General features: G+C 67.6%; 20 protein-coding genes and 1 pseudogene. 14 read left to right on the top strand and 7 right to left on the bottom strand.

The window, feature by feature from the left end:
- Nucleotides 1-12: 12 nt before the first annotated feature.
- From H261_RS26540 to H261_RS15015, 4 genes are all read left to right on the top strand, one after another.
- The gene (locus tag H261_RS26540; protein ID WP_008619116.1) at nucleotides 13-1704 is read left to right on the top strand and encodes a methyl-accepting chemotaxis protein; all 1692 of its coding nucleotides are present in this window, start codon (nucleotides 13-15) and stop codon (nucleotides 1702-1704) included.
- A gap of 94 nt (nucleotides 1705-1798) precedes the next feature.
- Nucleotides 1799-2500 (top strand): glutamine amidotransferase, encoded by a 702-nt coding sequence (locus H261_RS15025; RefSeq protein WP_008619115.1) that lies wholly within the window; start codon nucleotides 1799-1801, stop codon nucleotides 2498-2500.
- An 80-nt stretch (nucleotides 2501-2580) separates the two neighbouring features.
- Nucleotides 2581-3696: a DUF2336 domain-containing protein gene (locus H261_RS15020; RefSeq protein WP_008619114.1), complete on the top strand. Its 1116-nt coding sequence runs from the start codon at nucleotides 2581-2583 to the stop codon at nucleotides 3694-3696.
- Between the two features lie 16 nt (nucleotides 3697-3712).
- The gene (locus H261_RS15015) at nucleotides 3713-4879 is read left to right on the top strand and encodes a hypothetical protein (protein ID WP_008619113.1); all 1167 of its coding nucleotides are present in this window, start codon (nucleotides 3713-3715) and stop codon (nucleotides 4877-4879) included.
- Nucleotides 4880-5046: 167 nt separating this feature from the next.
- On the opposite strand, the gene H261_RS15010 is transcribed toward H261_RS15015, so the two are convergent.
- Nucleotides 5047-5496, bottom strand: coding sequence for a response regulator (locus tag H261_RS15010; protein WP_152426891.1), 450 nt, complete (start codon nucleotides 5494-5496; stop codon nucleotides 5047-5049).
- Nucleotides 5493-7142, bottom strand: coding sequence for a sensor histidine kinase (locus H261_RS15005; RefSeq protein WP_040476611.1), 1650 nt, complete (start codon nucleotides 7140-7142; stop codon nucleotides 5493-5495). The genes H261_RS15010 and H261_RS15005 overlap by 4 nt, the downstream gene beginning before the upstream one ends.
- A 398-nt stretch (nucleotides 7143-7540) precedes the next feature.
- Between H261_RS15005 and leuA the strand changes: the two genes are divergently transcribed.
- Both leuA and H261_RS14995 read left to right on the top strand, forming a co-directional pair.
- Nucleotides 7541-9199 (top strand): 2-isopropylmalate synthase, encoded by a 1659-nt coding sequence (gene leuA, locus H261_RS15000; RefSeq protein WP_008619110.1) that lies wholly within the window; start codon nucleotides 7541-7543, stop codon nucleotides 9197-9199.
- 52 nt (nucleotides 9200-9251) lie between these two features.
- Entirely contained in the window at nucleotides 9252-10934 is a 1683-nt protein-coding gene (locus H261_RS14995; RefSeq protein ID WP_152426890.1) for a monovalent cation:proton antiporter-2 (CPA2) family protein, read from the top strand.
- A 32-nt stretch (nucleotides 10935-10966) separates the two neighbouring features.
- On the opposite strand, the gene H261_RS14990 is transcribed toward H261_RS14995, so the two are convergent.
- A complete protein-coding gene (locus H261_RS14990) occupies nucleotides 10967-12088 on the bottom strand; it encodes an Mrp/NBP35 family ATP-binding protein (RefSeq protein WP_008619108.1) in 1122 nt (373 codons plus the stop codon).
- A 240-nt stretch (nucleotides 12089-12328) separates the two neighbouring features.
- Here H261_RS14990 and hflK point away from each other — a divergent pair, with 240 nt between their 5' ends.
- From hflK to H261_RS14970, 4 genes are read left to right on the top strand one after another with little or no spacing between them, the layout of a single operon-like run.
- Nucleotides 12329-13471 (top strand): FtsH protease activity modulator HflK, encoded by a 1143-nt coding sequence (gene hflK / locus H261_RS14985; protein WP_008619100.1) that lies wholly within the window; start codon nucleotides 12329-12331, stop codon nucleotides 13469-13471.
- Nucleotides 13468-14346, top strand: a complete 879-nt coding sequence (gene hflC, locus H261_RS14980) for a protease modulator HflC (RefSeq protein ID WP_008619099.1) — start codon at nucleotides 13468-13470, stop codon at nucleotides 14344-14346. Before hflK ends, hflC begins: the two co-directional genes overlap by 4 nt.
- Nucleotides 14343-14534 carry a DUF2065 domain-containing protein gene (locus H261_RS14975; protein ID WP_008619098.1) on the top strand — a complete coding sequence of 64 codons (192 nt, stop codon included), beginning with the start codon at nucleotides 14343-14345 and terminating at the stop codon, nucleotides 14532-14534. Before hflC ends, H261_RS14975 begins: the two co-directional genes overlap by 4 nt.
- Nucleotides 14535-14589: 55 nt before the next feature.
- Nucleotides 14590-16098 carry a DegQ family serine endoprotease gene (locus H261_RS14970; RefSeq protein WP_008619097.1) on the top strand — a complete coding sequence of 503 codons (1509 nt, stop codon included), beginning with the start codon at nucleotides 14590-14592 and terminating at the stop codon, nucleotides 16096-16098.
- Nucleotides 16099-16363: 265 nt separating this feature from the next.
- On the opposite strand, the gene flgH is transcribed toward H261_RS14970, so the two are convergent.
- Genes flgH through flgF form a run of 4 tightly spaced genes read right to left on the bottom strand, consistent with a single transcriptional unit; the run spans nucleotide 16364 to nucleotide 19717 of the window.
- A complete protein-coding gene (gene flgH, locus H261_RS14965) occupies nucleotides 16364-17155 on the bottom strand; it encodes a flagellar basal body L-ring protein FlgH (protein WP_008619096.1) in 792 nt (263 codons plus the stop codon).
- 22 nt (nucleotides 17156-17177) lie between these two features.
- Complete coding sequence (gene flgA / locus H261_RS14960) at nucleotides 17178-18152, bottom strand: flagellar basal body P-ring formation chaperone FlgA (protein ID WP_008619080.1); 975 nt, start codon at nucleotides 18150-18152, stop codon at nucleotides 17178-17180.
- 10 nt (nucleotides 18153-18162) lie between these two features.
- A complete protein-coding gene (gene flgG / locus H261_RS14955; protein ID WP_008619079.1) occupies nucleotides 18163-18948 on the bottom strand; it encodes a flagellar basal-body rod protein FlgG in 786 nt (261 codons plus the stop codon).
- Between the two features lie 28 nt (nucleotides 18949-18976).
- Nucleotides 18977-19717 carry a flagellar basal-body rod protein FlgF gene (gene flgF, locus H261_RS14950; RefSeq protein ID WP_008619078.1) on the bottom strand — a complete coding sequence of 247 codons (741 nt, stop codon included), beginning with the start codon at nucleotides 19715-19717 and terminating at the stop codon, nucleotides 18977-18979.
- Nucleotides 19718-20032: 315 nt separating this feature from the next.
- Between flgF and H261_RS14945 the strand changes: the two genes are divergently transcribed.
- The 4 genes and pseudogenes from H261_RS14945 to H261_RS14930 form a co-directional block, all read left to right on the top strand.
- Nucleotides 20033-20578: a flagellar basal body-associated FliL family protein gene (locus H261_RS14945; RefSeq protein ID WP_008619077.1), complete on the top strand. Its 546-nt coding sequence runs from the start codon at nucleotides 20033-20035 to the stop codon at nucleotides 20576-20578.
- 22 nt (nucleotides 20579-20600) lie between these two features.
- Nucleotides 20601-21776, top strand: a complete 1176-nt coding sequence (fliM, locus tag H261_RS14940) for a flagellar motor switch protein FliM (protein ID WP_008619076.1) — start codon at nucleotides 20601-20603, stop codon at nucleotides 21774-21776.
- 5 nt (nucleotides 21777-21781) lie between these two features.
- Nucleotides 21782-22303, top strand: a complete 522-nt coding sequence (locus H261_RS14935; RefSeq protein WP_235062944.1) for a DUF6468 domain-containing protein — start codon at nucleotides 21782-21784, stop codon at nucleotides 22301-22303.
- Nucleotides 22304-22312: 9 nt separating this feature from the next.
- Nucleotides 22313-22538: pseudogene (locus tag H261_RS14930) on the top strand (MotE family protein); the annotation flags it as partial.

Raw genomic sequence — 22538 nt, 5'->3', positions numbered from 1 at the left:
GGAAAATCGGGAATGCGGATCGGCAGGCGGCTGTGGTTGGGCTTCGGCATCCTGTGCGCACTGATCGCGGTGGTGACGGGCACCATCATTTTCGAGGCCCTGGGCGTCAACAAGGCGTCGGAGCGGATGATCGGGCTGCGCATGCCGGTGGCCCAGACCAGCGCCGGCATCGAGGGACACATGTACGCCTCGCTGGCCGCGCTGCGCGGCTACCTGCTGACCGGCAAGGATTCCTTCAAGGCCGAGCGGGCCGAGGCCTGGGCCGATCTCGACATCCTGATGACCGAGATGGACCGGCTGGTCGCCCGTTTCACCAATCCGCGCAACCAGGATGCCTGGAAGGAGGCGCGGCCCCTGCTCCTCGAACTCAAGGCGGCCCAGGCCAAGGCCGAGGGGTTGGGCCAGGGCGAGGAGGCGGTCAAGGTGCTGGTCACCGAGGCGGTGCCGCGCGTCGGCAAGCTGGTCACGCTGTTCTCGGGCGCCAAGGGTCCCGACGGCAAGCGCTCGGGCGGCATGATCGACAACCAGAAGACCATGCTGGACGCCGACGCCGCCGAGGTGTCGAGTCTGGTCGACCTGATGATCACCGTGGCGGTGGCGGCGCTGGTCGCCGGACTGGCCGCCGCCATGATCACCGCCCAGCGTACCGCCGCCTCCATCGTGCCGCCGCTGGTGGCCATGACCGGGGCCATGGACAGCCTGTCCAAGGGCGATACCTCGGTGGCCATTCCCGCCGCCGACCGCGCCGACGAGGTCGGCGAGATGGCCGCCGCCATGGAGGTGTTCCGCGCCAACCTGATCCGCCAGCGCGAGCTGGAGGAAAAACAGAGGCAGAGCGACGAGGCCGCCCGCGCGCGGGCGCTGCGCATCGAGCGGCTGACCGCCGATTTCGACGCCGCCGCCACCGCCATGGTGCAGCAGGTGGCCGCCGCCGCCGGCCAGTTGCAGGCCACCGCCGGCGCCATGAGCGCCACCGCCCAGCAGACCAGCCATCAGGCCACCGCCGTGGCCGCCGCCTCGGAAGAGGCCTCGGTCAACGTCCAGACCGTGGCCGCCGCCGCCGAGGAGCTGTCGGGTTCCATCAACGAGATCGGCCGCCAGGTGGCCCATTCCTCGGGCATCTCCCAGGACGCGGTGGGCGAGGCCTCCAAGGCGGGCGCCGTGGTCAACGAACTGGCCGACACCGCCCAGAAGATCGGCGAGGTGATCAACCTGATCACCGACATCGCCAGCCAGACCAACCTGCTGGCGCTCAACGCCACCATCGAGGCGGCGCGGGCCGGCGAGGCGGGCAAGGGCTTCGCCGTGGTGGCGGGCGAGGTGAAGAACCTCGCCAACCAGACGGCCAGGGCCACCGACGACATCGGCCGGCAGATCGCCGCCATCCAGGACCAGACCCAGCGGGTGGTGGCCACCATCGGCTCCATCGTCAAGGTCATCGAGGAGATCGGGCAGATTTCCGGCGACGTCGCCGCCGCGGTGGAGGAGCAGAGCGCCGCCACCCAGGAAATCGCCCGCAACGTGGAGCAGGCCGCCGCCGGCACCGCCGAGGTGTCGGGCAACGTGGGACAGGTCCAGGACGCCGCCGACCAGACCGGCGCCTCGTCGCGCGAGGTACTGGAAGCGTCGCGGACCCTGGCCGAACAATCGTCCAGCCTGCACGCGACCATCGAGACCTTCCTGAAAGAGGTGCGGGCGGCCTGAACGCAAGACGGCCTCGACGCAGCGACCCCGGTCGGGTATGAAGACGATCCGGCCGGGAAGCGCCGTCCCTGACTTCGGGAGGGAGGGAGGGATCATGAAGACCTGCGTCGCCATCCGCCATGTGGCCTTCGAGGATCTGGGCAGCTTCCAGGCGCCGCTGGAGGCCGCCGGCTATTCCATCCGCTACCACGAGGCCGGGCTCGACGATTTCGCCCTCCTGGACGAGGCCGCCACGGACCTGCTGGTGGTGCTGGGCGGCCCCATCGGCGCCTACGAGGACGACAGTTATCCCTTCCTCAGCCCCGAACTGCGGCTGATCGAAGCCCGCCTGCGGGCCGGCCGCCCCGTCATCGGCATCTGCCTCGGCGCCCAGCTGATGGCCCGCGCGCTCGGCGCCCGGGTCTATCCCAACGGCGGGGTCAAGGAGATCGGCTGGTCGCCCCTGGACCTGACCGCGGCCGGACGCGCCTCGCCCTTGGGCATGCTGGCCGGCATTCCGGTGCTGCACTGGCACGGCGACACCTTCGACCTGCCCGACGGCGCCACCCTTCTCGCCTCCACCGCCATCACCCGCAACCAGGCGTTTTCCTGGGGCAAGGCGGCGCTGGGCCTGCAATTCCACGTGGAGGCCACCGGGTCGGGGCTGGAACGCTGGTTCATCGGCCACGCCGCGGAAATCGGCGGCGTGCCGGAACTGTCGGTCCCCGGGCTGCGCGCCGAGACCGCCCGCTGCGCCGCCGGACTGGAGGCCGCCGCCCCGAGGATGCTGGGCGCCTGTTTGTCTGATATGATGTAAGTCACGCCCGAGGGCTTCCCGCCTGTTCAGCACGGGGGAAGCGTTGTATAGTCCGCCCAAAGGGGCAAGAGAAGACAGCCGTGGACCAGAAACTCAACGAGGAAGACGTCAAGCGCCTGCTCTCCAATCCGACCGGGGACGTGCGTGCCGAAATCGCCGACAAGATCGCGGCTCAGCACCAGGGGTTGAGCGAAGGCCAGCGCAAGCTGGCCGAGGACATCTTCCGTCTGATGGTCCGCGACGCCGAGGTCCGGGTGCGCGAGGCCCTGGCCCGCCAGCTCAAGGAGAACCCGACGGTTCCCCATGACGTGGCGCTGTCCCTGGCCCGCGACGTCGAGGACGTGTCGCTGCCCATGCTGCAGTTCTCCGAGGTGCTGACCGACGAGGACCTGATCGAGATCGTCCGCAGCCAGGGCCCGGAAAAGCAGGTGGCCGTCGCCGGCCGGAGCCACGTCTCCGCCACCCTGGCCGACGCCCTGGTCGATACCGGCAACGAGGCGGCGGTGGCCACCCTGGTGTCCAACGAGGGCGCCGATCTTTCCGAGAACACCTTGAACCGGGTGGTGGACCGCTACGGCGAGTCCGAGCAGGTGGGCCAGTCCCTGGTCGAGCGCAAGGTGCTGCCCATCACGGTGGCCGAGCGGCTGATGACCAAGGTGTCGGAGAATCTGCGCCGGCACCTGATGGCACGGCCCGACCTCACCCCGGAAGCCGCCGCCGCCATGATGCTCCAGGCGCGCGAGCTGGCGGTCCTCGGCCTGTCCAACACGGAAGGCGATGTCGCCGAACTGGTGGGCCACCTCTACAACGTGGGGCGCCTGACGCCCTCCATCATGCTGCGCTCGGTGTGCATGGGCGACATGACCTTCTTCGAGGTGGCCATCGCCAAGCTGGCCAAGATCAAGGTGGAGAACTGCCGCACCCTGATCCACGACGCCGGCAAGCGCGGCTTCGAGGCCCTGTTCGAGAAGGCCGGTCTGCCCAAGGCCTTCTACGCCGCCATGCGCGCCGCCATCGACGTGTCCTACGAGATGGAATACGACGGCGGCCCCAATGACCGCGAGCGTTTCTCGCGGCGCATGATCGAGCGCATCCTGACGCAGTACGGCGATCTGGGCGTGGAATTCGAGAACGACGACCTGGAATATCTGCTGTCCAAGATGAATCAGCTGCCGGCCACCATGCTCGGCGACTGATCTAGAGGGGAAAACCATGTCCGGCAGCGTGAAGCCTGCGGCCAAGCCGATCGACAAGGATGCGGCCAACCGCAAGGAAATCATCACCACCATCAAGGGGCCGGTGACTGCCCGCGTCACCCAGCTGATTCCCGCCCTGGCCGCGTTTCCCAATCCCTATGCCGCCGTACTGGCCACCCCGGACCTGCTGTACGCCTGCATGCAGCTGGTCAAGACCAAGCGCGAGCAATTCCAGGACCTGCTGATCGACAGGGACGGCAATCCGGTCACCACCGACGACGGCCTGCTGCGCTGCGAGCGCTCGCTGGATCAGGTCATCTCCATGGTGGTGCGCTCGGGCGCCAAGGCCTATGCGGAAAAGCGCTTCGGCACCGCCGACAAGCCCGCCGCCGCGGTGGCGGTCAAGAAGGAGCCCAAGACCCTGCTGGAGAAGATCCAGTCGCTGGTTTCCGGCAAGTGGGGCGATATGGAGGTCCCCAAGGCGTCGCCGACCCAGGCCGACCAGTTCTACGGCGCCATCAAGGACTATCTGGACTACGACTGGCAGGTGCCGCTGATCCCCTGCTTCGCCGAATTGCCGGTCAAGCTGATCCGCGAGATGGGCCTGGGCGTCACCACGCTGCGCACCCCGGAAGGTATCGCCGCCCTGGCCGATATCGGCCGCCATTCCATGGACCAGGCCAAGCGCATCCTGTCCGACAGCATGATGCGCGAGATGCTCGACACCCAGCCGCTGGCCGCCAAGGGCGTCGCCTTCCTGGGCAAGGAGCGCTACGACTTCCTGCACGGCACCGTCTACGACAAGATGGGCGAGAAGTTCTGGGAGATGTGCGTCGATTGCGACCGCCTGGAAGCCATGGAGGTCCAGAACGCCAAGGACCTGGAGCAGATGGCCAGCCACCTGCACATCCTGTCGGGCGAATCCATCAACCAGATCGTCCGCTTCCTCAATTACTCGCAGATTCCCATCTTCCTGGAAGTCGGCACCGAAAAGCTGGGCGAGGCAACGTTCAGCGAAATCTTCGGCGTCCCCGGCAGCAAGAAGCTGGTCAAGATGTTCTGCGAGAAGATCAAGATGTGGAAGCTTGATCAGGACGATCCCGATTCCGACCTGCGCAAGAAGCTGCCCGACGTGTTCGGCGCCTATCTGCGCGCCCCGGCGGATTTCGAGAAGGGGCTGTAGGTTTGTCCCTCGCCGTACTGTTTCCCGGTAAGGGATGGGGGAGAAAATAAGCTTGAGATGGCCCGGCGCTTATTTTCGGGTTCATGCCTTTTGCCGGGATCACGCGCCCATGGCCGCTCGCTCAATACTTGAGCGCCGCGCCTAATATTTGATTGAGGCTCAGCGCTCTAAGGCCGGTTGGCCGGCAGGCGCATCAGGCCGAACCAGTACTCCAGAATACCCTGGATCGATTCGAACAGGGCGTCCACGTCCACCGGCTTGGTGACGAAGCCCGAGGCGCCGCTGTGATAGGCGGCAGCCACGTCGCGTTCGGCGTCCGAGGTGGTCAGCACCACCACGGGAAGATCCTTGAGTTCGTCGTCGGCCTTCATCTCGGCCAGGACCTCGTGCCCGCTCTTGCGCGGCATGTTGAGGTCGAGAAGGATCAGGTCGGGCAGCGCGGTCGATCCCTCCACGGCCAGGGCGCGCAGGCGCTTCATGGCCTCGACCCCGTCGGGAATATGCTCGATGCGGCAGCTGAAGCGGCTGCTGGCGAAGGCGGCCTTGACCAGACCGGCGTCGCCCGGATCATCCTCGACCAGCATCACCTTGAATTGCTGTTCATTCGCGTCAGTCACATTTGCTCCGATCGGGCATTCGCGATCCACGCCGGCGCGACGGGCAGGACGATGGAGAAGACACTCCCCTGTCCGACGGCCGAGCGGACCCGGATGGTTCCGCCCAGATGTTCCACCATCTTCTTGGCGATTGCCAGCCCCATTCCGGTGCCGGGGTGAGCGTTCCGCGAGTGAAGGCGCTGGAAGACCTCGAAGATACGGTCGAAATAGGTCTCTTCGATGCCGATCCCGTTGTCGGCGACGTCGATGACCTGGAACGGCCCCTCCGTGCGGCAGGACACCCGAACCACCGGGGAACGGTCGAGGGAGCGGTATTCTATGGCATTGCCGATCAGGGCGACGAACACCTCGCCCAGGCGGTGATGGTCGGCCCACACCATGGGCAGCGGCCCGGCCTCGACGGTGGCGCCGGCCTGCTGGATGCGTCCGTTCAGCTTGCGCCGGGCGATGGCCAGCGCCTCCGTGGCGGCGACCTGCCGCCGGGGCAGCGGCGCGTTGTTCTCGCCCAGATAGATCTGCACGTCGTGCAGCAAGGCCTTCATCAGCCGCGCCGAGGTTCCCAGGCTGGCCAGCCACTGGCGCTGCTCCGGAGTCAGCTGGGCCGACAGGCCGCGCTCCACCAGCTGGCTGAACGAGATGATGGAGCGCAGCGGCTCCTGCAGGTCGTGGGCGACGATGAACGAGAAGCGCTCCAGCTCGCGGTTGGCGGAGGTCAGCTGGCGGGTGCGGCTGTCCACCAGCCGTTCCAGCGTCTCGCGCCGTTGCAGCGCCACCCAGGTCAGGCAGAGGATGCCGATGCCGAGAATCAGCAGGCCGAAGCGCAGCGCGGTCACCTCTGCCCCCCTGGCCGCCGCCGCCCGCCACCCGCCGGACGGAGCCAGGGCGAAGTCCCAATGGCCGTCGGGCAGGTCGATGCGTACGGAAACCGGCTGCATGGCGAAGACGCCGGCATCGCCGCCCACCACGGTTCCGGCGGCGGTGCGCAGCCCCCAGGCATAGCCCTCCAGGATGCCGATGCGGCTGGATTCCAGCATGGCCGAAATGGTGAAGATCATCCCCACCGTCCCCCAGGGGCGGTCGCCCACGAAGACCGCCTGGCGGGCCAGCAGCCCCTGGCCGCCCTGGATCATCTCCAACGGCTCATGCACCGCCAGGTCGCGGGTCTGGAGGGCGCGCTCGACCGTCTGGGCGAAGCCGGGGCGCTTGTCCTCCAGCAAGTGGTTGCCCACCACCTTGAGGTTGCCGGCGTCGCGGGGATAGACCAGCCGCACCACGAAGTCGGGTGCCACAGCAATGTTGCGGATGCCGGGAACCTGCTGGTAGTAGGACGCGGCGAAGACCGGGAATTCCCGCTCGATCTCGCCCGGCTGGTTCTCGGCGGCCTTGACCGCGACGAAGGCGGCCAGCCCCCGCACCTGGGCCAGGCGCTGGCTCAACGCGTTGGTCAGCGCCCCCGCCGAGGTCACCGCCAGGGCCAAGGCCTGGCCGCGCAGCTGCGCCTCGCGGTAATTGCCGTAGACGTCGGCGATCCACAGGGACAGGCCAAGCCAGAGGACCGCCACCAGGGTCATGGTGATGGCGGCCTTGCGCCCTCCGGCCCGCGGCGGGGCTGGGACATGCGGTTGTTGGGCGCCGTCTGAGGGCATGACCGGTCCATCGAGGAGAAACGTGACGGGAGTCTAGCCTATTCCCCGGGCGGGCAATACGTCGAATATGCCCGAGGTATTATGACTTGACCGCCGCCGCCCATTTCAGGCACGCTGCGGACATGATGACGCGCACGACCGCCACCCTGCTGCTGCTACCCGCCCTGGAATCGTAAGTTCGGTTCCGGGTTTTCGTGGTTTCAGCCTTCGGGTCGGGTTCGCTGCAATGTCTCATCTCTCCTCCTTCTCTCGGGTTTTGGTTCCGGCCTCCGGCGGCCTGCTGCCGCTGCGACTAACCTGCGGTCGCCGGGCATAAGGTCATTCGCGGCCGCCCGGCGGCCGGCAGAATCGGGCCGCGCTCCCCATATGAGCAAACAGACCCCAAGGAGGACCAGGCCATGATGCCTGCCGCCAGCACCAAGTACCGCCCCTACCCCACCATCCGCCTCGCGGCCCGCCGCTGGCCCGACGCCGTCATCGCCCGCCCGCCCATGTGGTGCAGCGTCGATCTGCGCGACGGCAACCAGGCGCTGATCGACCCCATGGGCTCCGAGCGCAAGATGGCCCTGTGGCGGACCCTGGTGGGCATGGGCTTCAAGGAGATCGAGGTGGGCTTTCCCGCCGCCTCGCAGACCGATTTCGACTTCGTCCGCCTGCTGATCGAAGGCGGCCATATTCCCGACGACGTCACCATCCAGGTGCTGGTCCAGTCGCGTGACGAGCTGATCCGCCGCACCTTCGAGGCGCTGGCCGGCGCCCGGCGGGCCATCGTCCACATGTACAATTCCACCTCCGAGGCCCAGCGGCGCATCGTGTTCGGCATCGACCGCCAGGGCTGCATCGACCTGGCGCTTTCGGGTGTGCGGCTGGTGCGCGAGCTTTCCGCCGCCCGGCCCGAGGGCGAGGTGGTGTTCCAGTACTCGCCGGAAAGCTTCACCGGCACCGAGCCCGACTTCGCCGTGGAGATCGTCGAAAAGGTGGCGGAGGCCTGGGGCGCCACGCCGGAGCGCCGGATGATCTGCAACCTGCCGGCCACGGTGGAGATGTCGACGCCCAACATCTACGCCGACGTCATCGAATGGTTCTGCGCCACGGTGAAGAACCGCGACTCGCTGATCGTCTCGGTCCATCCCCACAACGACCGGGGCACCGGCGTGGCGGCGGCCGAACTGGCGGTGATGGCCGGCGCCGACCGGGTGGAAGGCACCCTGTTCGGCAACGGCGAGCGCACCGGCAACGTGGATTTGGTCACCCTGGCGCTCAACCTCTACACCCAGGGCGTCGATCCCGGCCTCGACCTCTCGGACATCGACACGGTGCGGCGCACCGCCGAGCTTTGCACCGGCCTGCCCGTCCATCCCCGCCACCCCTATGCCGGCGAACTGGTCTACACCGCCTTTTCCGGCTCGCACCAGGACGCCATCAAGAAGGGCTTCTCGGCCCGCAAAAAGGGCAACGACCCGGTGTGGGAGGTGCCCTACCTGCCCATCGACCCGGCCGACGTGGGCCGCAGCTACGAAGCGGTGATCCGCATCAACAGCCAGTCGGGCAAGGGCGGCATCGCCGCCGTGCTCGAGCGTGACCACGGGCTGGAGATTCCCCGCCCGCTGCAGATCGACTTCGCCCGCGTGGTGCAGGCCATGGCCGACAAGGCGGGGCGCGAGCTGGATTCGGGCGAGATCATCGAAGCCTTCTCCCAGACCTATTTCAAGGACCGGCCGCTGGAACTGGTGGAATACGAAACCCATTCCGAAAGCCGCAGCGGGCCGCGGGCGCTGTCGGCCACCATCCGCGACAACGGGGTGGAGAAGCGCATCGAGGGCAAGGGCAACGGCCCGCTCGACGCCTTCATCCACGCGCTGGAAACCGGCCTGGGCCACAAGGTCAAGGTGCGCGACTACCACGAGCACGCCGTGGGCTCGGGCTCCGAGGCCCAGGCGGCCTGCTACGTGGAGATCGTCGGCGAGGGCGGCGCCTCGATCCACGGCGCCGCGCTGGATTCCTCCATCACCATGGCCTCGCTGAAGGCGGTGGTCAGCGCCCTGAATCGGAGATAGCGCCGGGCCGATTTGCGGCTAAACTCCCCGGGATCGCCTCGGGGAGTTTCGCGTGCACGGCTCTGACGCATTGTTCGACATCCTGTTCCTGCTGCTGGCGGCGGTGGTGCTGGTGCCGCTGTTCCAGCGCTTCGGCATTCCCTCGGTCCTGGCCTATCTGGCCGCCGGCATCATGCTGGGGCCCCACACCCCCGGCCCGGTGATCGAACTGGAGGTCGCCCGGCCGCTGGCCGAATTCGGGGTGGTGTTCCTGCTGTTCGCCATCGGCATGGAACTGCCGCTGTCGCGCCTGCGCACCATGCGGCGCTACATCCTGGGGCTCGGCCTCGCCCAGGTGGTGGTCACCGCCCTGCTGATCGGCGGAATCGGCCATGCCTTCGGACTGTCGGGAGCATTGTCGCTGGTGGTGGGCCTGACCCTGGCCTTCTCCTCCACCGCCACGGTGCTGGCCATCCTGGTGGAGCGCGGCGAGGCGGTCGACCACCACGGACGTATCGCCGTCGCCGTGCTGATCTTCCAGGATCTGGCCGTGGTGCCGGTCCTGGTGCTGCTGCCGCTGCTGGCCGGCCAGGAGCGGCACGTGGCCGAGGCCCTGGCCCTGGCCGGCGGCAAGGTGGTGCTGGTGATGGCGGCCATCTTCCTGGTCGGCCGCTTCCTGCTGCGCCCCGCCTACCGCTTCATCGCCGTCGGGCGCAATCCCGAGGTGTTCACCGCCGCCAACCTGCTGCTGGTCCTGACCGTGGCCTGGGTGACCGGCGAGGCCGGCATGTCCATGGCGCTGGGCGCCTTCCTGGCCGGGCTGCTGCTGGCCGATTCCCGCTACCGCCATCAGGTCGAGGCCGATATCGAGCCGTTCCGCGGCCTGCTGCTCGGCCTGTTCTTCATGACGGTGGGCATGTCCGTCGACCTGCCCTTCGTCGCCGAGCGGCTGGGGCTGGTGCTGGGGCTGGCCGTGGGCACCGTCGCCGTCAAGGCGGCGGTGCTGATCGTCCTGTGCCGCCTGATGAAGGTGGGGATGGGCGACGGGCTGCGGGTCGGCTTCCTGCTGGCCCAGGGCGGCGAGTTCGCCTTCGTGGTGTTCGGCCGCGCCCTGGAACTGAAGCTTCTCGACGGCGGGCTGGGCCAGGCCCTGGTGGCCAGCGTGGCGCTGTCCATGGTGCTGACCCCCGCCCTGGCCGCCCTGGGGCGCCGCCTGTCCGCCGGCATGACGCCCGAGCGGGGCGGCGAGCCGATCCCCGAGACGGTCCGCCATCTCGCCGGCCACGTGATCATCGCCGGCTACGGCCGGGTGGGACGCGCCATCGCCCGGCTGCTGGCCGAGCACGAGATTCCCTATATCGCGCTGGACATGGACGTGGACCGGGTGGCGGCGGCGCGCGAGGCCGGCCTTCCCGTCTATTACGGCGACGCCGGCCGCACCGGCATCCTGCGCTCGGTGGGCATCGGCCAGGCCCGTGCGGCGGTGATCACCGTCAACGAGGCCCGCCAGGCCGAACGCACCATCTCGTGCATCCGTCAGGCGGCGCCCCATCTGCCCATCGTCGCCCGCGCCCGCGACCGCGCCCAGGAACAGGTGCTGGGCGATATCGGCGCCACCGCCGTCATCCCGGAAACGGTGGAGGCCAGCCTGCAGATGGCGGGCTCGGTGCTGCGCCAGGCCGGCATCGGCGAGGAGGCGGTGGAACGCAGCCTGAAGGGCTACCGCAACCGTCGCTACGGCCGGCCCACGGAGTGAGGGCGGCCGGGGGCCGCCCTTGCCTCCCGTGCCTATTCCATGACGATGCGCGGGCCCTTGCGGCCGCCCTGCAGCACCTGGACCTTGTCCCAGATCCTGGCGGCGATATCCATGTAGGCCTTGGCGTGCGGGCTGTTGGGCTTGGAGATCACGATGGGCTCACCCGCGTCGGAGGTCTGGCGGATGGCGATGTCCAGCGGCACCTCGCCCAGGAAGTCGGCCGACAGGCGGGCCGCTTCCGCCTTGGCGCCGCCATGGCCGAAGATATGGGCCTCGTCGCCGCATTTGGGGCAGATGTAATAGCTCATGTTCTCGATGATGCCGAGCACCGGCACATCCACCTTGCGGAACATGTTGAGGCCCTTGGTGGCGTCGAGCAGGGCGATGTCCTGCGGCGTCGAGACGATCACCGCGCCGGTCAGCGGGACGCGCTGGGTCATGGTCAGCTGGGTGTCGCCGGTGCCCGGCGGCATGTCGATGATCATCACGTCCAACTCGCCCCAGTGGACGTCGCGCAGCAATTGCTCCAGCGCGCCCATCACCATGGGGCCACGCCAGATGATCGGCGAGTCCTCGGGCACCAGGAAGCCCATGGACATGCACTTCACGCCGTAATTCTCCATGGGCATCATGGTCTGGCCGTCGGGGCTGACCGGCTCGCCGGTGATGCCCAGCATGCGCGGCATGGAGGGACCGAAGATGTCGGCGTCGAACAGCCCGACCTTGAGGCCCATGCGCGACAGCGCCATGGCGATATTGGTCGCCGTGGTCGACTTGCCGACACCGCCCTTGCCCGAGGCGATGGCGACGATGGCCTTGACCTGGGGCAGCAGAGGCTTTTCCGCCTGATGGCCGCCGCCATGGCCATGGCCATGGCCGCCACCCTTCGGCCCGCCCTGGGCGTTGCGTTCGGCGGTCAGCACCGCCGACACCGACAGCACGCCCGGCAGATCGTGCACCGCCTTCTCGGCGGCCTTGCGCAGCGGCTCCAGATGGGGGCCGCGGCTCGCATCCACCTCGATGGCGAAGGCCACATGGCCGTTCTTCACCGTCAGGCCCGACACCATGCCGAGACTGACGATATCCGCCTTGCGGTCGGGATCGTTGATCCGGCTGAGCGCCGCGATGATCTGCTGTTCGGTGACGTCGGCCATGCTGTCCTCTTCGCTGTAAAGACATACCAAATTAGTTGGTTATGCGCCGTCAAAGCGCACAAGCGTCTTCTCATATAGGGCGCTCGAACCCGTTTGCAAAGCCGATTCCGGCCCATTGCCAATATTGAAATCCGGTAATGTGACCGGCGTCGCGTTGCGCAAGGCGGAATCCTGCCCTATGTTCCGAAAGGCGTGGGAGTTTCACCCCGCGCAACCGAGGCATCGACGAAGGGACGATTCATGGCTTGGAATCCTCGTGGCGGCGGCGGCCCCTGGGGCGGCGGCGGCGGTGGCGGCGGCCCGTGGGGCAACGGCGGCGGCAACCGGCCGGGTGGTGGCGGCGGTGGTAACGGCGGCGGCTTCGGCGGCGGGCCGGACATCGAGGACTTCATCCGCAAGGGGCAGGAAAAGCTGCGCCGCGCCATGCCCGGCGGCACCGGCGGGATCAACGGCGGCCGCGGCATCGCCATCCTGGCGGCGCTGGCGGTGGCGGCCTGGGCCTTTTCCGGCATCTATAAGGTCAGCCCCGACGAGCAGGGCGTGGTCCTGCGCTTCGGCAAGTGGGTCGACACCACCGAGCCGGGACTGCACTACCGCCTGCCCTATCCCATCGAGACCGTGCTGCTGCCCAAGGTGACCAAGGTCAACCAGCTGCTGCTGGGCTCGCGCGGGACCACCGACGTGCGCCTCGGCGGACGCGCCAGCGACGAGAGCCGCATGCTGACCGGCGACGAGAACATCGTCGAGGCCGATGCCGCGGTGTTCTGGCGCATCAAGGACGCCGGCAAGTTCCTGTTCGCGGTCAGGGATCCCGAACTGACCGTCAAGGTGGCCGCCGAAAGCGCGCTGCGCGAGGTGATCGGCCGCAATCCCATTCAGGCGGCCCTGTCGGACAAGCGCGAGCTGATCGCCATCCAGACCCAGGAGGAGCTGCAGCGGCTGCTCGATTCCTACGGCGCCGGCATCCATGTCCAGCAGGTCCAGCTGCAGAAGGTCGATCCGCCCAGCGCGGTCATCGACGCCTTCAACGACGTGCAGCGTGCCCGCGCCGACCAGGAGCGCGCCCGCAACGAGGCGGAAGCCTACCGCAACGACATCATCCCGCGCGCCCGCGGCGAGGCCGAGCGGCTGGTGCAGGAATCCCAGGCCTACCGCGAGCAGGTGGTCAACCTGGCCCAGGGCGACGCCAAGCGCTTCCTGGCGCTTTACGGCTCCTACAAGCTGGCCGAGGACATCACCGCGCGGCGTCTTTACATCGAAACCATGGAGGACGTCCTGAAGGGAGCCACCAAGGTGGTCATCGATCCTTCGGCCAAGGGGCTGGTCCCCTATCTGCCGTTGCCCGAACTGAAGAAGCAGCAGCAGGCGGGAGGCGCCAAATGAGCCGTTCCCTCGTCTTCGGCGTCGTCATCGCCGCCATCGCCCTGGTGCTGGGGTCGTCGTCCCTGTTCATCGTCAACCAGGCCGAGCAGGCGCTGGTGCTGCGCTTCGGCGCCCACCGCGCCACCATCAAGGAGCCGGGCCTGCACGCCAAGCTGCCGTTCATCGAGGACGTGGTGCGCTACGACATCCGCCTCCTGTCCCTCGACCCGCCGGACGAACAGATCATCCTGGGCGACCAGAAGCGCATCGTGGTCGATACCTTCACCCGCTTCCTCATCGCCGACCCGCTGAAGTTCTATCAGGCGGTGCGCACCGAGGTGCAGGCCCGCGCCCAGATGACCCAGATCGTCTCGTCGGCCATGCGCCGGGTGATGGGCCAGGTGATGCTGCCCTCCATCCTGTCGGATGAACGCGCCCGCATCATGGAGCAGATCCAGCACGAAGTGGCCGAACGCTCGCTCCGCGAGATGGGCATCCAGGTGGTGGACGTGCGGCTGCGCCGCGCCGACCTGCCGGACGAGACCAGCCAGTCCATCTACGACCGCATGAAGTCCGAGCGCGAGCGCCAGGCCAAGGAAGCCCGCGCCCAGGGCTACGAGTGGAGCCAGCAGATCCGCGCCCGCGCCGACCGCGAGCGTACCGTGCTGCTGGCCGAGGCCCAGCGCCAGGCCCAGATCGAGCGCGGCCAGGGCGATGCCGAGGCCAACCGCATCTTCGCCGAGGCGTTCGGCAAGGACCCGCAGTTCTTCACCCTGTACCGTTCGCTGCAGGCCTATCGCGAGGCGTTGGGCGACGGCAACACCACCTTGGTGCTGTCGCCGGACAACGAGTTCCTGAAGGCGTTCGGCGCCGGCCCCGCCCGCCGGGGCCAATGACCGACCTGATAACCGCCCTGGCGCTGGTCCTCGTCATCGAGGGCCTCGCCTGGGCGGCCTTTCCCGAGGCCATGAAGCGCATGATGGCCCAGGTCCTGGTCATGCCGCCCGACCTGCTGCGCATGGTCGGCCTGTTGATGGCCGTTCTCGGCCTGGGCGGCGTCTGGCTGGCGCGCGCCGCTCTTTGAGACAATAATCCAGTTGCCCCGCCTGGGGGCGAGACCGTCCGGAGGACTGACTTCCGTGTTCATCGCAAGACGTGACAATCCCTTCCGCCCCGCCCGGGTCCTGCTCGGCGCGCTGGCGGTGATCGCCCTGCTGCTGCCCGGAACGGCCGGCGCCGGCGCGCCGCCCGGCAGCTTCGCCGATCTGGCGGAACGGCTGCTGCCCAGCGTGGTCAACATCTCGACCACCCAGACGCTGAAGGCTCCCCAGGGCGCCCCCGAGATGCCGCAATTCCCGCCCGGCTCGCCGCTCGAGGAATTCTTCAAGGAATTCATGGAGCGCCAGCAGGGCGGCCGCCCCGACGCGCCGTCGCGCAAGGCGACCTCGCTGGGCTCGGGCTTCATCATCGACGCCGCCGGCTACATCGTCACCAATAACCACGTCATCGCCGACGCCGACGAGATCAGCGTCAAGCTGCATGACGACACGGTGTTCCAGGCCACCCTGGTGGGCCGCGACCCCAAGGTCGATCTGGCCCTGCTGAAGATCGATCCGGGCAAGAAGGCGCTGACCCCGGTCCCCTTCGGCAATTCCGACGAGGCCCGCGTCGGCGACTGGGTGCTGGCCATCGGCAATCCCTTCGGCTTCGGCGGCACCGTCACGGCGGGTATCGTCTCGGCCCGGGCCCGCGACATCAACGCCGGCCCCTACGACGATTTCCTGCAGACCGACGCCGCCATCAACCGCGGCAATTCCGGCGGCCCCATGTTCAACGTGCGGGGCGAGGTCATCGGCATCAACTCGGCGATCATTTCGCCGTCGGGCGGCTCCATCGGCATCGGCTTCGCCGTGCCGGCCTCGCTGGCGGTGCCGGTGCTGGACGACCTTCGGAAGTTCGGCAAGGTGCGGCGCGGCTGGCTGGGCATCCGCATCCAGTCCCTGGATTCCGACATGGCCGAGAATATCGGCCTGCCCGACCAGAAGGGCGCCCTGGTGGCCAAGGTCGATCCCGCCGGCCCCGGCCAGAAGGCGGGGCTCAAGGACGGCGACGTGGTGCTGAAGTTCGACGGCAAGGACATCACCGAGATGCGCCGCCTGCCCCGCTACGTCGCCTCCACCCCCATCGGCAAGAAGGTCGAGCTGGTGGTGTGGCGCGACGGCCGCCGCCAGACCATCACCGCCGCGGTGGGCGAGATGCCCGAGGACCCGGCCGAGCAGCAGGTCAAGGGCAAGCCCGAGGCGCCCAAGCCCCAGGCCGGCAAGGACGGCGTGCTGACCATCCCGGGCAGCGGCCTGACCGTCTCGTCGCTCACCCCGCCGCTGCGCGAGCGCTTTGGCCTGGACGAAGAGGCCAAGGGCGTCATCGTCACCGAGGTCAAGCCCGACAGCCCGGCCGCCGAAAAGGGCATGCGCCCCGGCGACCTGATCATCGAGGCCGACCACAAGCCGGTGCGCTCGCCCGCCGATCTCGGCAAGCTGATCGAGGACGGCCGCCGGGCCGGCACCAAGTCGCTGCTGCTCCGGGTCGAGAACCCCCAGCAATTGCGCTACATCGCCCTGCCGTTGGCCGAGGGCAAGAAGAAGTAGGCCGGGTTTCCGGCTGAACGGACAAGGGGCGGGCCCACCAGGACCCGCCCCTTTTGCTTGGGGTCTTCACCGGTTTGCAGGATTGCTTGCAAAAGCCCTCTCCCGCAAGCGGGCGAGGCTTGAGGTTCATTTTCGTGCTTATCCGTGGCCGCGAAGCGGCATCCGTGCCCATCCGCGTCTTGGAAGCGCCGACCTCCGCCCGGCAAAAAATGCCGAAGGCCCGCCGGAGGTGTCCCCGGCGGGCCGTTCGTGAAAGCCGCTCCGCTCAGAACGGGAAGATGATGTCGAAGATCTGCTGGCCGTAGCGCGGCTGGGTGAGGTCGCTGACCATGCCGCGTCCGCCGTAATAGACGCGGGCCTCGGCGATCTTTTCCGAGCTGATGGAGTTGGACGAGCTGATGTCCTCGGGCCGGATGATGCCCTGGATGGACAGTTCGCGCATCTCGTAGTTCACCCGGAATTCCTGGCGACCCGAGATCACCAGATTGCCGTTGGGCAGCACCTGGGTGATCACCGCCGCCATCTTCATGGTGATGCTTTCCGTCCGGGTGGTGTTGCCCGAATTGGCCACCGCCGAGGTGGAGGACAGGTCGGCCAGGTTGGCCAGGTTGATGTTGGGCAGCAGTTTCTGCAGTTGCTGCTCGAAGCCCAGAACGGAGATGGGCGAGCCGGTGGTGCCCGCGCCGGCCACTTCCGAGCCGGAGCGCGAATTGGTCAGGCCGGTGGTCAGGGTGGCGTTGTCGTTGATGGACACCGCCACGGTCAGGATGTCGCCCACGTCCTTGGCGCGCTGGTCCTTGAAGAAGGCCCGGGCGCCGGGACGCCACAGGGAATTGGCGTTCTGCGGCGGGGCCGAGGGCTGCGGCATGGGCATGCTGACCGGCTGGTAGCCCGACTTCTGGGTCGGGTTGGAGATCGGCGAGGTCTGGGGGCCGGAGCCCACTTCCGACATGCGGGTGAGGAAGTTGCAGGCCGACAGTTCCGACAGGGCGACCACGAGGGCCAGGGTGCGGAAGGCCTTGCCGCCGAAGGTCCGGGAGGGAGTGGTGATGGACATGATCTATCTCTCCGAATTCGGCTCAGTTGTGGGCCAGGGTACGCAGGCCGCCGGGCATCACCGACACCTGGCCGGGGCCTTCGACCCTGGCGTCGACGGTCTGCTTGCTCTGCACGTTGGTGACGCGGATGACGTCGCCGACGCTGCCGTCCTCGGCGGCGCGGCCCTGGGCGCTGAGCGTCATGAACTTGGAGCGCAGCACGATGGTCACCGAGCTGTTCTTGCCCACCACCACCGGCTTCTGCACCTCGTTGGTGCGGACCGGGGCGCCGGCGCGCAGCTGGTAGCGGGGCTCCTGGCCGATCAGCATGCGGGCGTTGGCGATCACGTCGCGGCGCACCACTTCCTCGCGCACGTCCACCCACTGGATGTCGGCCTCGCGGATCACCTCGCCCCGGCCCATGGGATGGGCGAGGACCGGGATGCGGGCCGAGGCGAACACGTTGCCGTTGACCTTGAAGCGCACCGAATTGGGCGAGCCGGCCGGGCTCTCCACCACCGCCTGGAAGCGGTTCATGCGCGGGTCGTAGGACAGGTCCTTGACCGCCACGGTGGGATTGGCGTTGGCGGGGACGACGATGTGCAGCTGCTGGCGGTTGCTGATCTCGATGCTGGCGCCGGCGGGGATGCCCTCCATGGCCAGAGCCTCGCGCAGCTCGGTCTCGATGGTGCGGATATCGATGGTCTGGCCGGCGCGCTCGACCACCGAGCGCTCGAACGGCGAGGCCGGGCGCCAGTCGATGCCGTAGCTCTGCGCCACGGCCATCAGCCAGCGGGTTTCCAGGGTGACCCGCTTGCCCGGGGCCGGCGCGTTGGCCAGCGGCGTGCCGGCCTTGTCGCCGATATTCTCCCAGATGTCGCCCAGGTGGATAGCCTCGCCGGTCAGCACGACGCTGGGCTTGAGCTGGGGCGGCAGGTCGGCGGCGCGGACGGTTCCGAAGGCGGCGGCGAGAGCCAGTCCGGCGATGGTGGCGCGAAGGCAGAGGCGGCGGATCATGATGGCCTCACTACTTCATCTGGTTGATGGTCGACAGCATCTCGTCGGAGGCCTGGATGACCTTCGAGTTCATTTCATAGGCGCGCTGGGCGCCGATCAGGTTGGTCACCTCGGCCACCACGTTGACGTTGGAGGTCTCGAGGAAGCCCTGCAGGATGGTGCCGAAGCCGGGCTTGCCCGGGGTCTGCACCACCGGCTGGCCCGAGGCCGGGGTTTCCATGAACAGGTTGTTGCCGCGCGCTTCCAGGCCGGCGTCGTTGGCGAAGGTGGCGAGCGTCAGCTGGCCCTTGATCTGGCTCTGCACCTGGCCGTCCTGCTTGACGATCACCTGGCCGGTGGAATCGACGGTGACGCCCACCGCGTCCGAGGGAATGGTGATCTGCGGGATCACCTGGAAGCCCTCGTGGGTGACGATGGTGCCTTCCGGCGACAGCTGGAACGAACCGTCGCGGGTGTAGGCGGTCTCGCCCGAGGGCAGCTTGACCTGGAAGTAGCCCTTGCCCTGGACGGCCATGTCCAGCGTGTTGTCGGTGCTCTGGACGCTGCCCTGCTCGGTGATGCGGTAGACGGCGGTGGTCTTGACGCCCAGGCCCAGCTGCACACCGGTCGGCACGATGGTGCCGGTGTCCGACGACTGCGAACCGACGCGGCGCAGGTTCTGGTAGAGCAGGTCCGCGAATTCGGGCCGCCGCCGGGTATAGGCGGTGGTATTCATGTTCGCGATGTTGTTCGAGATGACTTCGACGTTGGTCTGCTGGGCCAGCATGCCGGTCGCGGCGATGTTCAGGGAGCGCATGGCGAGAGTTCCTTACTCGTTGAACCGGTCAGTTGGTCTTGGAAATGGCCAGGGTCTGGATGGCCTTGAGCTGGCGTTCGTGCTCGGCTTCCAGCATCTTCTGCACCCCCTGGTATTCCCGCAGGATCTGGGTCATGCGGGTCATCTCCATCACGGGCTGGATGTTGGATTCCTCCATCATGCCCTGGGCGACGTGGGGGGTTTGGACGATTTCGGGGTCCTGGGTGGTCTCGTAGAGGGAGTCGCCAGCCTTGCGCATCTGCTGGTCGTTGTCGAACTTGACGACCTTGAGGCGGGCGACGCGGCCGTTCTCGGTGGAGATGGTGCCGTCCGGCGAAACCTCGACCTGGGTCTCGTTGGGGGCGAAGACGATGGGCTGGTCGCGGTCGTCCATCACCGCGAAGCCCTGGGTGTTGACCAGCATGCCGGTCTGGTCCAGGCGGAAATGGCCGTTGCGGGCATAGCGCATGCCGGCCTCGGTCTCGATCTGGAAGTAGCCGTCGCCGTGCAGGGCGAAATCCAGGGGATTGTCGGTCTTGGTCAGCGGGCCTTCGCGGGTGTCGCGCAGCACGCCCACATCCTGGACGAAGGACAGCTTGTTGCCCACGGCGCGCTCGCTCGACCGGGTGGGGACCAGGTACTCGCGGAACATCATCTGCTCGCCCTTGAAGGCGGGAGTATTGGCGTTGGCCATGTTGTTGGCGACCACTTCCATCTGGCGCCACAGGGCGGCCTGACGGGACAACGCGATGTAGGATGTGTTCTGCATGGTTCAAATCCGTGTTGGCAATTGCTTGCGCCGCCATCCTCGCAACCGGCGTGCCAATTTCACGAATCGAGCATTTCCGCCATTTCCACCCCGGACCGGGCCATTGCCGGAAGGGGTTGCCGGGCAGTTATTGCCGGGCGCCCCCCGGCATTGCTATCGTGGCCGCGCGGTGGGGGGGCGAGCATGCGGACCGGGTGGGGTGGAATCCCTATCTTTTGTGCCGGCTCAACCTTCTGTTAACCGCAAAGGTCTAGTTTTAGGATGCGCACGTGTGGCCCTGGTGGGTTCGCGCGGTCCGAGCGGCGGAAGAGGGCCATGGCCGAAGATCTGGAAGAAGATTTCGAGGAAGGCGAAGGTTCGGAAGAAGCATCCGAATCACCGTCCAAAAAGCTGCCGATCAAGAAGATCCTGATCATCGTGCTGCCCATCCTGCTGTTGGCGGGCGCGGGTGCCGGGGTCTACTTCTCCGGCCTGCTCGACAAGCTGACCGGCAAGAAGGACGAACTGCCGGCAGCCGAGACCGCCGCCGCCCCGCCGCCGCCCAAGGCGGTGCAGGCGGCATCGTTCATGGACCTGCCCGAGATGCTGGTCAACCTGCAGACCACCGGGCGCAAGCAAGCCTTCCTGAAACTCCGGGTGGCGCTCGAGCTGGAGGCGGTCACCGACCAGCCCCGCGTCGAGCAGATGCTGCCCCGCATCATCGACAACTTCCAGATCTACCTGCGCGAGTTGCGGGTCGAGGATCTGCAGGGCGCCTCGGGCATGCACCTGCTGCGCGAGGAATTGCTAACCCGCGTCAACGCAGCGGTCAAGCCGGTTAAGGTCAACGACGTCTTGTTCAAGGAAATGCTGGTCCAATGACGGACCTGCGGGATAGACCGACATGGCGATGAACGACGACGGTGGAACCGCCCGCGGGGCCGATGACGAAGAGGCCCTGATGAAGGAATGGGCCGCCATGGCCGGCGACGACGCCGGCGGCGGCGGTGGCGGCGATGCCGGCGGCGGTGACGGCGGCGGCGACATGGCCGCCGAATGGGAAGCCATGCTCGGCGCAGGCGACAGCACCGGCGAGACGCAGGCGGCGGTGGCCAAGGACGCCACCCGCGTGCTGAACCAGGACGAAATCGACTCCCTGCTGGGCTTCGACGACGATATCGGCGGAGCCGGCGACAAGTCGGGCATCCAGGCCATCCTCAATTCCGCCCTGGTGTCCTACGAACGCCTTCCCATGCTGGAAGTGGTGTTCGACCGCCTGGTCCGCATGATGTCCACCTCCATGCGCAACTTCACGTCGGACAACGTCGAAGTTTCGCTGGACAACATCCTCAGCTTGCGTTTCGGCGACTACCTGAACTCCATTCCCCTGCCCGCCATGCTGGCGGTGTTCAAGGCCGAGGAATGGGACAATTTCGGCCTGCTGACCGTCGATTCGTCGCTGATCTACTCCATCGTCGATGTGCTGCTGGGCGGCCGGCGCGGCACGGCGGCCATGCGCATCGAGGGTCGCCCCTACACCACCATCGAACGCAATCTGGTCGAGCGCATGGTGCACGTGGTGCTGTCCGACCTGTCGGCGGCGTTCGACCCCCTGTCGCCGGTGACCTTCCGCTTCGACCGTCTGGAAACCAACCCGCGCTTCGCCACCATCTCGCGCCCCTCCAACGCCGCCATCGTCGCCAAGCTGCGCATCGACATGGAAGACCGCGGTGGCCGCCTGGAACTGCTTCTGCCCTACGCCACCCTGGAACCCGTCCGCGAACTGCTGCTGCAGATGTTCATGGGCGAGAAGTTCGGCCGCGACTCCATCTGGGAAACCCACTTGGCCGAGGAACTGTGGCTGACCGAGGTGGAACTGGAGGCCGTGCTCGACGAGCAGGTGATGAACCTGCGCGAGGTGCTGAACTGGAAGCCGGGCTCGAAATTCATGCTGAACGCCACCGCCGATTCGCCCATCGACATGCGCTGCGGCGACGTGGCCATGTTCCGCGGCCGCATGGGGCGCAAGGGGCAGCACATCGCCATTCAGGTGGATGAATCCACCATCAAGTCCGGGTGATCGCCGTGGATTGGAAAGTCATCCTCGACCTTATCGTCTCCGTGCTGCTGATCGCCACCATCGGCTACGCCTGGATGCTGAACCAGCGTCTGTCATCCTTGCGCAAGAACCGCGACGATCTGGCCAAGACCATCGCCGCCTTCAACGAGGCGACGCTGCGCGCCGAATCCTCCATCCCCAAGCTGCGCAAGGCCGCCGAGGAATCCGGCCAGACCCTGCAGGAGCGGGTGGAAAAGGCACAATCCTTGCGCGACGACCTGGCCTTCATGATCGAGCGGGCCGACACCATGGCCAACCGCCTGGAGAATGCCGTCCGCTCGGCCCGCAGCGACGGGGTCAAGGCGGCGCCCGAGCCGCGCGGCAACGCCCAGATCGGCACCGCGTCGACGCCAACCATGCCGCCGCCCCGCATGGCCGGCAACCGGGCCGCCGCCATCGCCGCCGCCGCCGCCGCCTCCGAGGCCGAAAGCGACGACCGTTCCGAAGCCGAGCGCGAATTGCTGCGCGCCCTCCAGTCCATGCGGTAGGGAGGCATCATGGCCACCAGGACCCGCAAGCCCGTCCCCGGCCCCGTCAGGGCCCAACCTCCCGGCGCCGCCTCCAAGCTGAAGGGCAAGGGAGAGGCCAAGCCCCCCATCGTCCGGGTGCTGCCCATCCTGATCTTCGCCGGCGTGCTGATGCTGTCGCTCAGGGTCGGCGACATCTTCAAGGGCATCTTCGGACTGGAATCGGTGTCGGTGGCCGAATTGCAGGCCCAGCAGC

Origin of the sequence: Paramagnetospirillum caucaseum, assembly GCF_000342045.1 — a bacterium.
Taxonomy (GTDB): domain Bacteria; phylum Pseudomonadota; class Alphaproteobacteria; order Rhodospirillales; family Magnetospirillaceae; genus Phaeospirillum; species Phaeospirillum caucaseum.
The sequence above is the reverse complement of the archived record's forward strand: the minus strand, read 5'-3'. Positions and strand labels throughout refer to the sequence as shown.